The 13,456-nt window shown below is 67.2% G+C and carries 12 protein-coding genes; 5 read left to right on the top strand and 7 right to left on the bottom strand.

Annotation, left to right across the window (positions count from 1 at the left end):
* Window positions 1-19 precede the first annotated feature (19 nt).
* The 4 genes from ACWC2T_RS44685 to ACWC2T_RS44670 all read left to right on the top strand — a co-directional run bounded on the left by ACWC2T_RS44685 (window position 20) and on the right by ACWC2T_RS44670 (window position 3,108).
* Window positions 20-937, top strand: coding sequence for a zinc-dependent alcohol dehydrogenase family protein (locus tag ACWC2T_RS44685; protein WP_450676027.1), 918 nt, complete (start codon window positions 20-22; stop codon window positions 935-937).
* A gap of 119 nt (window positions 938-1,056) precedes the next feature.
* Window positions 1,057-1,674, top strand: coding sequence for an NADPH-dependent F420 reductase (locus ACWC2T_RS44680; RefSeq protein WP_055492065.1), 618 nt, complete (start codon window positions 1,057-1,059; stop codon window positions 1,672-1,674).
* A 99-nt stretch (window positions 1,675-1,773) separates the two neighbouring features.
* Window positions 1,774-2,727 carry a zinc-binding dehydrogenase gene (locus ACWC2T_RS44675; protein WP_450676025.1) on the top strand — a complete coding sequence of 318 codons (954 nt, stop codon included), beginning with the start codon at window positions 1,774-1,776 and terminating at the stop codon, window positions 2,725-2,727.
* A 54-nt stretch (window positions 2,728-2,781) separates the two neighbouring features.
* A complete protein-coding gene (locus tag ACWC2T_RS44670; RefSeq protein WP_450676024.1) occupies window positions 2,782-3,108 on the top strand; it encodes an MmcQ/YjbR family DNA-binding protein in 327 nt (108 codons plus the stop codon).
* Between the two features lie 385 nt (window positions 3,109-3,493).
* On the opposite strand, the gene ACWC2T_RS44665 is transcribed toward ACWC2T_RS44670, so the two are convergent.
* The 3 genes from ACWC2T_RS44665 to ACWC2T_RS44655 form a co-directional block, all read right to left on the bottom strand.
* On the bottom strand, window positions 3,494-4,129 hold the full coding sequence (locus tag ACWC2T_RS44665; RefSeq protein WP_450676023.1) for a TetR/AcrR family transcriptional regulator: 636 nt from the start codon (window positions 4,127-4,129) through the stop codon (window positions 3,494-3,496).
* Between the two features lie 125 nt (window positions 4,130-4,254).
* Entirely contained in the window at window positions 4,255-5,937 is a 1,683-nt protein-coding gene (locus ACWC2T_RS44660) for an FAD-dependent oxidoreductase (protein WP_450676022.1), read from the bottom strand.
* Between the two features lie 213 nt (window positions 5,938-6,150).
* Window positions 6,151-6,900 carry an SDR family NAD(P)-dependent oxidoreductase gene (locus tag ACWC2T_RS44655; protein WP_450676026.1) on the bottom strand — a complete coding sequence of 250 codons (750 nt, stop codon included), beginning with the start codon at window positions 6,898-6,900 and terminating at the stop codon, window positions 6,151-6,153.
* 743 nt (window positions 6,901-7,643) lie between these two features.
* On the opposite strand from ACWC2T_RS44655, the gene ACWC2T_RS44650 reads away from it, so the two are divergent.
* Window positions 7,644-8,519: an LLM class F420-dependent oxidoreductase gene (locus ACWC2T_RS44650; RefSeq protein WP_450676021.1), complete on the top strand. Its 876-nt coding sequence runs from the start codon at window positions 7,644-7,646 to the stop codon at window positions 8,517-8,519.
* Window positions 8,520-8,588: 69 nt separating this feature from the next.
* Here ACWC2T_RS44650 and ACWC2T_RS44645 read toward each other — a convergent pair whose 3' ends face one another.
* The 4 genes from ACWC2T_RS44645 to ACWC2T_RS44630 form a co-directional block, all read right to left on the bottom strand.
* Complete coding sequence (locus ACWC2T_RS44645) at window positions 8,589-9,755, bottom strand: Gfo/Idh/MocA family oxidoreductase (protein WP_450676020.1); 1,167 nt, start codon at window positions 9,753-9,755, stop codon at window positions 8,589-8,591.
* 296 nt (window positions 9,756-10,051) lie between these two features.
* A complete protein-coding gene (locus ACWC2T_RS44640) occupies window positions 10,052-11,269 on the bottom strand; it encodes a cytochrome P450 (RefSeq protein WP_450676019.1) in 1,218 nt (405 codons plus the stop codon).
* A gap of 35 nt (window positions 11,270-11,304) precedes the next feature.
* The gene (locus ACWC2T_RS44635; RefSeq protein ID WP_450676018.1) at window positions 11,305-12,681 is read right to left on the bottom strand and encodes an NAD(P)/FAD-dependent oxidoreductase; all 1,377 of its coding nucleotides are present in this window, start codon (window positions 12,679-12,681) and stop codon (window positions 11,305-11,307) included.
* The gene (locus ACWC2T_RS44630; protein WP_450676017.1) at window positions 12,671-12,880 is read right to left on the bottom strand and encodes a ferredoxin; all 210 of its coding nucleotides are present in this window, start codon (window positions 12,878-12,880) and stop codon (window positions 12,671-12,673) included. The genes ACWC2T_RS44635 and ACWC2T_RS44630 overlap by 11 nt, the downstream gene beginning before the upstream one ends.
* Window positions 12,881-13,456: the final 576 nt, after the last annotated feature.

Here is a 13,456-nt window from a genome sequence, read left to right as displayed (position 1 = left end):
CCGAGTACGAACGCGACTGGTGGCGACAACAGGAAGCCACCCAGCAGCCCGCCTGAAACAAGATCACCGGACTCTACGAAACCCGGGACAGCTCAACCTTCTCCTGGCGCAAGGTATCTATCCCGTACGCCCTGAGCTGCCGACAGCCATCGGAAACGAGGGCGTCGGGACAGTCGTGTCCGTAGGGCCCGGCGTCACCGAGCTCCGCCCCGGCGAGAGGGTCCTGCTTCCCTTCGGCGTCTTCTCCTGGTCCGAGCGGGTCGTGGCCGAGGCAGCAGACCTGACCGTCGTGGACAAGTCCATCAGTCTTGAACAGGCAGCGATGCTCACCATCAATCCCGTCAGCGCGGGGCTCCTGGTCGGCCTGCGGGACCTCCCGGCCGGCTCCTGGGTGGTGCAGAACGCGGCCAACAGCGGGGTGGGCCGGTCTGTCATCGTGTTCGCCAAGGAACGAGGGCTGCGCACGATCAACATCGTGCGCCGCGCGGAACTCGTGAGCGAACTCCATGACCTCGGAGCCGACATCGTGGTTGTCGACTCGGCAGACGCCGGCGCGCGCGTGCGGGAAGCCATCGGATCCGATCCCGTGCTGCTCGGCCTTGACGGTGTCAGCGGTGCGGCGACCGCACTATTGCTGGACGTACTGACCGACGGCGCCCTGCTGGCGATCTACGGGTATCTGAGCGGCCAGCCGTTCACGCCCGATCCCGACGTGCTGAGGACGAAGAACATCACCACCACGGAATTCTGGATGTACCAGGACGAGTTCCTTCCCCAGCTTCCGGCTCTGAACGCGGAGTCCGCGCGGCTGGTCTCCGAGGGAAGACTCGTCCTGCCCTCCGCGCCCGTCTACAAGGCGGCGGACTTTCCCGAGGCGCTCGCGTACTTCCGGGAGAACGGCAAGGTACTGCTGGACTTCAACCCGCATCGCGCGTAGGCGCAGCCGCACCTGCCGCCGAGGCCGGGACCACCCCGACAGGAAGCGGCCGGAGCCGATCACACAGCCGCTGCCGGGGCGCCGGCACGATCCCCGGCACACGATCAAGGAGGTGCAGCATGGCCGCACAGAGCACCATCGGCATTCTCGGCGCGGGAGAGATCGGCCGGGCCGTCGCCGACAAGGCCATCCGTCACGGGCACGAGGTACTCATCGGCAACAGCCGGGGCCCGGAGACACTCAAGGCGGTCGTGGAGCAGCTGGGACCGAAGGCCCACGCGGTGACGGCCGAGGAGGCGGCGCAGCCGGACCTCGTCTTCCTCGCGGTGCCGTTCTCCGCAGTGCCGGACCTGACCGGCCTTGCCGACTGGTCCGGGAAGATCGTCGTCGACACGACGAACCAGTTCGCCGCGGCCAACCCCTGGCGGGGCCGCTACGACGTCGGCGACCTCACGGGCAGCGAATGGGTCGCCCAGCGCCTGCCCGGCGCGCGGATCGTGAAGGCGTTCAACACCCTGTTCGCCGCGTTCATCGCCGCGGACCCCCAGCACGAGGAAGGCCGTCAGGTGGTCTTCTACGCGGGCGACGACGCCGACGCGAAGGCGGCCGTGGCCGGCTTGCTCGGCGAATTCGGATTCGCCGCCCTGGACCTCGGCGGGCTACGGGAGGGAGGCCGGCTGATGCAGCTGGACGGCCCGCTCAGCGCGAAGCACCTGCTGCTCCAGGACGCCGGCTGACGCCCCGGCCAAGCCCCATACACACCAGCGCACAGGAGGAGAATCATGAACCGTCGTGTCGTCTGGACCCGTAGCGGGGCGCCCGCCGACGTCCTGACCGTGATCGAGGAGCCCGAGCCGGAAGCACCCGTGCACGGTCAGGTCCTCATCCGTGCCACGGCCTTCCCGGTTCACCCTGGTGATCTCCTGGGCCTCGATGCCTTCCCCGCGACGGCTGCAGGGCCGGTACCGATCGGCGTGGAAGGGACCGGCTTGGTGGAGGCCATCGGCCCGGATACGCGCGTGGCTCCGGGCGTCGAGGTTGGCGGCCGTGTAACAGCCTTTCCCCTGCCGGGTGGATGGTCACAGTGGATCCTGGCGAACGCTGAGACGGTCGTCCCCGTGCCTGATGAGCTGTCGGACGAGGTCGCCGCGCAGATGCTGACGAACCCACTGACCGCGGTGATGCTGCGCCGTGAGGCGGAGCAGCACGTGGCCTTGGGATACGACGGCTATCTGGTGCAGGCCGCCGCCGGCTCGTCGGTCGGGCGGCTGGTAACCGGCGTGATGCAGTACCACAACGTGGGCCTGGTCAACGTCGTCCGCAGTGACCGCGGTGCCGCCGAGCTGCGCAAGCGGTTCCCGGACGTCCCGGTCGTTGCCACGGAGAATCCGGGCTGGGCCGACGAGGTCCGCAAGGCAGCCGGCGGCCGCCCGCTCAGTGTGGCCTTCGACCCTGTCGGCGGAAAGCTGACGGAAAGCCTCCTGGACCTGTTGGCGCCGGGCGGCAGACTGATCATTTACGGGGAACTCGCCGACGAGCCGATCTCGGTGCATGCGTCGACACTGCTGCACCGCGCGCTGACAGTGCGGGGCGCGACCCTCGGCCGGTGGCTGTTGGAGGCATCCGCCGAGAGGCGGGCATCGGACGCGGTCGCCGCGACACTGATCGCGCTGGCGTTCCAAAACCAGTTCGACGTGGCCGCTACGTACGACCTCGGCGAGCTGGCCACCGCCGTGAAGCACGCGGTGCAGCCCGGCAAGGTCGGCACCGTCCTCATCCGCCCTTGGTAGCCCCTGCTACCAAGGGCGGATTCCTGCAACTTCCGTTATGGAAGCGAGGTAGCCATGAACGTGGACGACGTCCGGGAGCTGGCGCTCTCTTTCACCGGAGTCAGCGAGTCGCGTCCGTTCGCCCCGGACCGCGTGGTGTTCAAGACAGTGGCGAACAACAAGGTGTTTGCCATCCTCAGTGGCCATGAGTTCCCGGACGACCAGGTGACAGTCAAGGCCGATCCGGAGCGGGTCACCGCGTTGCAGCACCGCTTCGAGGCAGTGCACCCGGCGTACAAGCTGAACAAACGGTACTGGGTCAACATTTCGTTGGCCGGCGATGTCCCGGACGAACTGATTCGGGAGCTGATAGAGGACAGCCACGATCTGGTCGCACCATGAGCCCCCGGGCGACCAGGTGCACAAATCGCCGGCGCTGCGCGGCAGGAGCATCGGCCGCTGGATGTCAGATACCTCCCTCGGCAGGCAGACATCCGACGTCGCCGCCGCGAAGATGATCGCGATGGCGGCCAAGGACCGGTTTGCCTGGCTGCCACCTACGGTCTCGGCGACCTGGCAGAGGCCGTGCAACACACGCGACGGCCCGGCAAGGTCGGCACCGTCCTCATCCATCCCTGGTAGGCGCCCCTGTGCTGCTGATCGTCCTGTTCGTAGGCGGCTTGCGCGCAATGGCCAGGCGACGCCCGTGACGTCTGGCGGGGCAAGACCTCCTGGGCGTGCGGCCCATGGCACTGAAAACCCAAGGGCCGTCCAGAACAGGACCGGGTCACGGCGCTGAACGGTCCTCCAGCCGGTCCGGCGCCGGCTCGTTCGTGGACACGCGGGGAAGAAGGGCCAGTGCCTGCTCGGCAGCGCCGGTGACAACCTCCGCTGCGGCTCCCGCCCTGCCCAGGGCCTCCAGTCCCCGCAGCACAGCAAGGAGAAGGCTTGCGAGACCGTCCGTGTCCGCCTCGGCATCCAGCGAGCCCTCCTCCTGGGCCCGGGCAAGGCAGTCCGACAGCTCGCTGTGCATTCCGCGGACAGTCGCAGCAATCCGCTCGGCGACGGTCTTGTCGACCGCGGCGAGTTCCGTGACGCTCCTGGCCATCATGCAGCCGCGCCGCTCCACGTCCCTGCTGATCACTTCGGCGATGTCGCGCACAAAGCGCTCCAGTTGCGGGAGGGCCGGTCCCGGGCCGCGCAGAGCAGAACGCCAGGCTCTGATCGCGTCGCTGTTGTAGCTGTCTAGAGCCTGCAGGAACAAGGCGTGTTTGTCTCCGAATGCCCCGTACAGGCTTCCGCGTCCCAAGCCCGTGACGGCGCTCAGATCGTCGATGGAGGTGCGGTCGTAACCGTGGGACCAGAACTGGTCGCGAGCAGCCCGCACAACCTCCTCGTCGTCAAACTGCCGAGGCCGGGCCATGAGAAAACTGTACGCCGCGTAACGGGCATTACGGGGCGAAGACAGGACAGAACGAGCCTGTTTCGAGGCTTGCGAACATCGGCTCGCCCGAACGGCCAAGCTTGTACTGCCCGCCCCGCTCGCCCTCAGAAGGGGACCCCGGGAACCCCTATGACCTGATGAACGGAAGAAACGGCAGAGGCCCCTTCGCCGACTGCGGCGGCGACACGCTTGATTGACCCATGTCGTACGTCGCCAGCGGCAAAGACACGGGGAATGCTCGTTTCAAAGGGGAGTGGGGAACGCTGCAGTTCCTGCCAGGGCGGCCCCAGACTTTTTTCATCAATGTGCACATCGGTATATACGAATCCGTCCTTGTCGGCTGCGCACGCTGCATTTAGCCAATCAGTTGCCGGTGTTGCACCTATGAAGCAGAAAAGCCCGCTGCATCCCAGCAGAGATTCGACGCCAGTAGCGGAATTTCTGATCCTGATGGCCTCCAGAGAGTCTTCCCCTTCGAGTGCTGTCACTTCGCTTGACGTATGCACGGTAACGCGCGGATCCGCGAGGATACGGCGAACAAGATAAGAAGACATGCGGGCCCTGATGTTGTCGCGGCGCAGGATGATGTTGACTGCAATTGATTTACCGGCCAGGAACAGAGCTGCTTGCCCTGCAGAGTTCGCCCCTCCCAGCACAGCCACCGACCTGCCTGCGCACGAACGGACTTCCAGCTCAGTGGCAGCGTAATAGATTCCTGCCCCTTCGAAGTGTTTCCAGCGGGCGATCGGAAGGGACCGGTAGCGGGCACCGGTAGCGATAATAGCGGCGCGCGCAAGAATATCCGTGCCGTCGGACAGGGAAATCTGAATCCGGTCGGCAAGGGGCTGGAGGCTTACGGCACACGAAGGCGAGTAGAGGCGAGATCCGAATTTCAGCGCTTGTACGGCGGCGAGGCGGGTCAGTTCGGCGCCACTGATTCCGTTAGGGAACCCCAAGTAGTTCTCGATGCGGGAACTAGCTGCTGCCTGACCTCCAGGGCCCACGGCATCAAGCAAGACAGTCCCGAGTCCCTCTGATGATCCATACACCGCGGCACCCAGTCCGGCAGGGCCACCCCCGATGACAGCGAGGTCTATCTCTTCGTCCTTGATTCCTTCATGTGACAGTCCGAGATTCATCGCGAGGCTTCCGGGCGTGGCGTTGCGTAGCGAGCGCCCCGGAAGGAGAACAGCAGGCAAATCACCTGCGGTGAGCGAAGCGAGCCCCATCAGCAGCAACCCGTCCGGCGTTGCATCGTCCATCCAGCGATACGGAAGTCCCATGTGTTCAAGGTACGAGCGCAGCGCCAGGCACTCGGCAGAGAAAGCGCTTCCGATGACCTCAATGGTGTGCGAGGCGGACTCCATCAAAATTTCACGTCGAGCCCTGAAAGCGGTGAGCAGGATGTCGGATAGTGCGGTCTCGGTTTCCATCAGCAAGCGAAACCGGTCGGGTGGGATTCGATAGATGCGGCCATCCGTGGCAGCGCGGGCAGGGAGATACACGAACTGTCCCGTGAGAATGCTGAGTTCACCGATAAATTCTCCCGGTCCGAAGGTGACAATTACCTCCTCGGAATAACCCGGCCCTGCCTCTCTGATGATTTCAAGCTGGCCTTCTTCGATGACCACCAGGTCATACTTGTCATCTCCCAGACGGAATACAAACTGCCCTGCGGAGATGTTCTGCGGAACTCCGAACTCAAAAAGTCGGGCCAGCTGGTCTCCCGCAAGATGCGGATAGGCTCTATCGCCCCAGATTCGGCGGCCCGGTTGTCGCGAGGGCATGACCTGCTCCCCTAGATCGAGGCATTACACCAGCAGCCGGTCCCGCACTGCACTGACATGGGTTGGCCCTTCCCGGCTCCGAGTTCTTCGACGCCTGAGGCAAGAATCAGCACTTCAAGGACGGGGGCGCAGTTCCCCAGGCCTCCGCCGGCAGCCGGGCCGATCCGTCTTCCGGCCTCTCTTCGCGGCGATGCCAGCACATGGCGGCCGTATTCAGACCTGGACAAGGCCGCCGTCAACGAAGAGCTCGGCTCCCGTGGTGAAGGAGCTCTGGTCAGAGGCGAGAAAGACGGCCGTGGCGGCGACTTCGTCGGGGCGTCCTATCCTGCCGAGGGGAATCTCGTCGGCGAGACGGTCTGCCAGTTGCCGTTCGTCCTTTGCCGGACTGCCCAGACCGCGGATGCCAGGGGTCTCTATAGGTCCCGGGCTGAGGGCATTGACACGGATGCCGCGCCCCGCGAGTTCGGCGGCCCAGGTGCGGGCCAGGTTGCGGATAGCTGCCTTGGTGGCGCTGTAGACCGTCATGGCCTGGACGCCCATCGAGGCGTTGGTGGACGAGAGCACGATGACCGAGGCGCCGTCCGGCAGCAACGGGAGTGCCTTCTGGACCGTGAAGATCGTCCCCTTGACATTGATGTCGAAGGTCGAACGGTACTGCTCCTCGGTGATCTCCTCCAGCCGCGCCAGCTCCCCGCCGCCGGCGTTGGCGACGACGACGTCCAGCCGTCCGGTGCCGCCCTGGATGATCGCGAACAGCTCATCCAGAGCGTCGAGATCCGAGACATCACTTTGTATGCCGAAGGCCCGTCCCCCGAGGGTCTCCACAGCCGCGTCAAGTTCGGGTTTGCGCCGCCCTGTGAGGTACACGGTGGCGCCCTCGGCGACGAACCGACCTGCTATGGCCAAACCGATCCCGGTCGAGCCGCCAGTCACCAGGCTGATCTTGCCATCAAGCTGTCCCATGATGCCCACATCTCCCTTGCGGCAACCCGACCAGAGACCGACTGAAGGCCCAGCGCACTGGCACGCGGCAACTACGCCCCAACCGACGCGGAGCCCTCCGCGTCCTAGCTCATGGACCGCATGGTTTAGATGGATCTGTACCTATTAGTAAAGAAGCTCTGAGTGGCGCGCTGCAACCGGAGGGGGCGCGCCTGCGGAGTATCGAACCGACGGCAGCCCGGCGACCGATCTGTGAGGCATGTCCACTCATGACGTTCCCCTTTCAGAACCGAGTAACAAGCGGACATGGAGACGCCAGTCCTGAATTGGCTACGACGTCCTCCGCGCTGTCCACCACGCTACGAACGGACGTGAGCTGACCCATCGGACGCAGAACACGAGAAAATCAGCGCCGTTCGTATCCGGGACCCAACCCTTGGTCACCGTCGGAAGCGAGGCTGACCTCTCGTCTGGTGGGGGCCTTGTCCAGACCGGTAACAGGAAGTCGGTCGGCCGCCAGCGCCGTGTGCGCGAGCCGTCGCAGCGTGCCTATGGGGGCCGGGACGTCGTCGCTCTCCGTAGACGACCAGCCCGACGAAGCGCACGAGCCCGCCACCGCAGTGGCGAGATCGAGGGTGTTCGACGTCTTATGGCCGTTCGACCAACTGAGGGAACGGCGGGAATCGACCCGGGACGCCCTCTGGTTGGCAGTGGCTGGAGACGTGATGATCACGGCACAGCCCACCACCCGGAGGGAACACCCGATGAGCGACGCCACAGTCCCCCTGAAGCAGCGAGTCGGCCGGTACGGCGTCTGGAGTGTCGAACTGCGCTCGGAGGACCCGGCCCGGCGCGGCGAACTGGACGAGGCCGCGGCCGAACTGGAGGAACTCGGGTACGGCGCCATCTGGCTCGGCAACAACAGCACCGCCGACCACGCCGCCCCGCTGATCGGGGCGACGCGCCGCATCGTCGTCGGCACCAGCGTCCTGAACATCTGGCAGCAGGCGGCCGCCACGACCGCGGCCGGCTTCGCCGAGGTGGAATCGGCGCACCCCGGCCGCTACCTGGTGGGTCTCGGAGTGAGCCACGGACCGCTGGTGAAGGACTACAGCCGCCCGTACGCGGCGATGACCGACTACCTCGACGAGCTGGATGAGGCCGGCGTCGCCGCCGACAGCAGGGTGCTGGCCGCGCTGGGCCCGACGATGCTGAAGCTGTCCGGCGAGCGGGCGGCCGGCGCCATCCCCTACCTGGTCACGCCCGAACACACCGCCCAGGCCCGCGAGATCCTCGGCGAGGGCCCGCTGCTCGCCCCGGAGCTGAAGGTGGTCCTGGAGACCGACCCGGCGAGGGCCCGCGCGCTGGCCCGCGACGCCCTCGCCATGTACCTCACCCTGCCGAACTACACCAACAACTTCCTGCGGCACGGTTTCACCGAGGCCGACCTGACGGAGGGGGGCAGCGACCGCCTGATCGACGCGGTCTTCGCCTGGGGCGACGGGGACCGCATCCGCGACCGCATCGACACCTTCCACCAGGCAGGCGGGGACCACGTGGCCCTCCAGGTGCTCACCGGCACCCACAGGGAGAAGCTCCCGAGGGAGGAATGGCGCAGGCTCGCTTCTCTCTTGGGATAACGGCCTCGGGGAACACCGGAACCGTGGTCATCCTCGCCGAGGGCAAAACGGTCGAGTTCCCGACCTGACTCACTTCGGGGCCCACGAGCCTTGCTCTGCGAGTGTGACCCTCCGGCCCGCGCGCGCCGCCTCTCGGATCCGCTCCAGCATGCGGTGTCGCCGGACGGCGTGCCGGAAGTCGGGAACACCGTCCTCATCCGGCGCAAGGTTCCCGGTGATCTGGTCGCGCAGAAGCGCGTACGCGTGGGCGACGTTGCAGGCGGGCTCGGTGGATCGCTCGGTCCATTGCGTCAGCGACCGCTGATAGCGGGCGGGGACCGGAAGTTCGGTCAACGCGCCGTCCTGTCCCCGGGCGCCGTACAGCCGCAGCCGCCCCTGGAACCACAGCGTCTGGTCGGCCTTGACGACGAGATCGCCGTCCGTGCCGTTGATCTCCCAGTGAAACGTGGTGGCGCGGGACGTCCCACCACGGATGTGTATTGCGGCTACGGCCCCCGACTCCAGCACCCCGGTGACGGCGATCTGGTCCTCTGCGGTCTTGGCCGCGACCTCCCCGCTCATGACGTTCGTGACCTCCGGGCGCAGGTTCTCGATGTGAGCCGACACCTCGCGGAACTCCCCGAGCACCATGGTCAGCGCGTCGACCGAGTGCCCGAAGGGGATCGACAGCAGCGTGGCGCCGCTCGTGACGTCCAGGATGTACGCATAGTTGTCGTCGTAAGTGGCGCCCCCGATCCAGCCCGACCCGAGCATGCTGGTCGACAGCACCCGCCCCACGTAGCCGTCGGCGACCAGATCCCGCAGGTACCGAAGCGGCGGAGCCGACCGGGCCTGCAGGCCGACGGCCGTGAGCACACCCCTGCGGTGCGCGAGGTCGGCCAATTCCTCGGCCTGCGCGAGGTCGGCACCCAGCGGCCATTCGCTGAACACCATCTTCCCTGCTTCGAGCGCGGGTCGGATGAGTTCCAGGTGATGCGGAACCTTCACCGTCACCACCACGAGATCGACTTCCTCACTGCGGGCCAGTTCCTCCGCGCTGCCGTAGGCCAGCGGCACCGCATACTTCTCGCCGGCCGCACGCGCGGATTGGGCGCTGCTGGCGCTCAGCGCGCGCAACTCGTATCCGTCGAGCCCGGCCAGTGCCGGCAGATGGGCGGTGGCCGCCCACCCGCCGCTCGCGCTCAGACCTACGACACCGACGCGGATCGGCTCCCGATGAGGGGAAGTGGACGTCATGTGCACCCCAGCGTTCGCGGTTGCCTGCTCTCTCATCTCAAAACGGCCCATAGCTATGGAGGACACGGGCTGAGCCATACGGTCAGCTCCATGTCGATTGGGTTGCCGTTCGTTATAGCGGCACCTCACTCGGCGAGTTCGCTCCGCCGCGCCCTGCCCTGTGGCTCGTCGGCGCTCCGAACCGGCTGAGGTACAACCGAACGAACGACCGGCGCTGACCAGCGCGCCCGCGACTGAGCAGCTCCGTTCCGCGTGCTGCCTCGGTTCCATCGCCACGGCGAGGCGGTTCATTGCGTCTACGGCGACGGGGCCAGCTCGATGGGAAGGTGCCGGGGGCCCCGCAGCACGGCGCTGTTCCGGTAGGGAGGAGGGTCTTCGACCAGGGTTGCGGTGGTGAGATGGGGAAGGAGCGTTCCCAGGGCGATCTGGGCTTCGACCCGGGCGAGGGGTGCGCCGTAGCAGATGTGGATGCCGCTGCCGAATCCGAGGTGCTGGTTGTCCCGGCGGGTGGGGTCGAACCGGTCGGGGTCGCGGAATCGCTTGGGGTCACGGTTGCCCGAGGCCAGCACGAGCAGCACGGGTACGCCCTTGGGGATGGTCGTGCCGGCGACGTCGACGTGGGTGAGGGGAATACGCTCCAGCAAATGGACGGGGGGCTCGTAGCGCAGCAGTTCCTCCACTGCGCCAGGAAGCAGGTCGGGTTCACGGCGCAGGCGCTCCAGCTGGTCGGGGTGGCGCAGCAGGGTGAGGACGCCGTTGGTGATCAGATTGACCGTGGTTTCGTGTCCGGCGACGAGCAGCAGCACGGCGGTGGCCGCCAGTTCCTCGCGGGTGAGCCCTCCAGCCGGGTCCGGGTCGTTGACGAACGCGGACAGCATGTCGTCCCCCGGGTGGCCGCGGCGCTGCTCGGCGAGGTCCACCAGGTAGCGGCCCATCTGCGCCCGGGCTTGGTTGCCGGCCCGTTGACTCGTGCCGAGGTCCTCACCGGGCCGGATGTCGCCGGAGTCGATGATGGCGTTGGACCACTCGCGGAAGGTCGGCTCGTCTTCGCGCGGTACACCAAGGAGTCGGCAGATGACGGAGACGGGCAGCGGATAGGCGAAGTCGTCGACGACGTCGACTCGCGTACGGCCCTGGAGCGACTCGATCAGTTCGTCGGTGATCCGGGTGATCTCGTCTCGCATCGCGTCGATCCGGCCCGGACTGTGCGGGGGACCGAACGGCCGTGTGGCCAGGCTGCGCAGCCTGCGGTGTTCGGGGTCATCGAGCCGGATGAAAGGGCGGGGCTCTTCCTCATCCGCCGGCAGGCCGCTGTAGGTGCCGGCGCGGTTGCGGCGGTCCGAGCTGAGCCGTGGGTTGTGGAACAGGCCGACAATGTCGTAGTACCCGCCAACCAGGTAGCTGCCGTCCGTCTGCCGCGCCACGCCCGCCTCGCGGAGTTCCGCGTACAGCGGGTACGGGTCGGGACGGTTGGCGTAGTCGGTGATCCGCTCCAGCAGGGTGTCGACAGCCATCGACGGGCTCCTCGTGACAGGGAAGAACGGAAGGGTCAGCCGGCGGGCCGGACCACGGTCAGCCGGCGGTCCGGCAGGTGACCGGTCAGCGCGACGGTTGGGCCGTGGGACAGCCCCCTTGGATCCGGCACGTCGGAGGGAAGCGCGAATTCGGTCACCAGCGGATGGCCGTCGGCCGCGCCGGGCACGGGCGGGAACGGGGCGGCGGCCTCGATCAGGCCCTGGTAGTACTCCAGCCACTTGGCCATGTTGACGGTGACGGCGGCAGTGATGCGGCCCCGGTAGCCGTAGACCGCCACCAGACGGCGTTCGCTGAGCGAGCCCTGGGCGATGACCACCTGGTCGGAGTAGGTAGGGACACCCACGGACTTGATGTTGACCCCGAACTGACTCGACCAGAAGACCGGAACCGCGAGGTGGGGACGCCGCGGCGGCCCGGAACTGATCATGTTGTGGGCCGCCACCTCGGCCTGCGCGACCGCGTTGCCCCAGTGCTCCAAGGAGAGCATCTGGTAATCGAAGAGCGGGTGAGGGAAGCGGGAGACGTCGCCGGCCACAAAAACATCGTCGGTGACGATTCCGTACATGTCGAAAGCGCGGCACCCCGCGTCACAGGCGACCCCGTGCGGGCCCGCCGCCAGCCCGGAATCCGCCAGCCACTCGACGTTGCGGACCGCACCCATGGCGATGACGCACACGTCCGCGTCGATGTGGCTGCCGTCGGAGAGGTCAGCTCCGGTGAACCGCCCGCTGGCGTTCCCGCACAGCGCGGTGACCGTCACTCCGCAGCGCAGGTCCACGCCGTGGGCCCGCTGCAGGCCGGCCGCGAGTCTCGCCAGCGTGCCGCCGAGGGCGCCCACCAGCGGTGCGGTACCACGTTCTGCGACCGTGACCTCGATGCCCCGCTCCCGGCAGGCCGAGGCGATCTCCGAACCGGTGAAGCCAGCGCCGATGATCAGCACCCGGCGCGGCCCGGCGGCCAGCAGCTCGGCCAGGCACCCGGCGTCCTCACGCGTGCGCAGGGTGAAGACTCCATCCAGGGCAGCCTGCTCCGGTTGGGGCCAGGGGCGCGCCCGGGTTCCGGTGGCGATCAGCAGCCGGTCGTAGGGCAGGGACTCGCCGTCGGCCAGCAGGACCTGACGGCCGACCGGGTCGAGCCCCGTGGCCCGCACTCCGAGCCGCCAGTCGGCGTCCGGGGCGCGGCGCATCGGCAGCCCGGTGGTGTCCGCCGCCGACATGCCGAGCAAAACCTGCTTGGACAGCGGCGGCCGGTCATAGGGCGGATGGCGCTCGTCCCCGACCACGGTCAGCGAGCCGGTGAAACCCTCCTCGCGCAGCTGCTCGGCAGCCCGCAACCCGGCCAGCGACGCGCCGACGATGACGATGGGGCCCTCCCGAAGGTCACCGGGCACCGGCGCTCACCTCCTCACCCACGAGGATCGCCTGGACCGGGCACGCCGCAGCGGCCTGGCGCACGCGCTCCAGCTGATCGTCCGGGACTTCCTGGCGGTACAGCAGCGCTTCCTCGCCATGCAGCTCGAACATCTCCGGTGCGAGAAACACGCACTGCGCATACGCCTGGCAGCGGGTGAGGTCCACGACGAGCCGCATCCCAAGCCTCTCCCTCCATCGCCTTGAGCTCCCTGTCTCTTTCTAGGCTCGGAATGCGCCAGGCGCCCGCCCGGCTACTCCGTCGGGACCAGATCCAGCGGGCAAGGGCGTTCGAGAACGCGCAGGTGGGCCGGAACGAGGCTGCGATCGGGCACCAGGAACGGAGGCGCTGCGAAAGGGATGAGTGTGGGGATCACCGGCGCCGACCCGACCGCAGGTACCTGATCACACAGAGCTCTACCATCACGTCAGCCTCGCCCAGACGGACCCTGACCGCATGCCAAAGAATGCAGACCGACAGTGGCCGGCATGGCCACCGGATGCTTTGGGAAGCGGTCATCCTCTCGCCTGCTGCTGCCGTAACTACACCGCGTCAACCGCTCACGCCAGGATCAGAAACAGCTTCTTTGCGGGTCGAGGCAGACATCGTGGGCATGGGCGTCGGGTTTGGCATATCCATCGCGGCCCAGCCCAAAGTCATCCGATCGCGAGCTGTCCGCCGCGTGCCTCGAGAACCGCGCCGGTGATGTAGCTGGCGCGGGACGAAACAAGGAACAGAACCGCTTCCGCGATTTC

The sequence above is a fragment of the Streptomyces sp. NPDC001393 genome (assembly GCF_053597455.1).
This window is presented reverse-complemented; position numbering and strand designations above follow the sequence as displayed.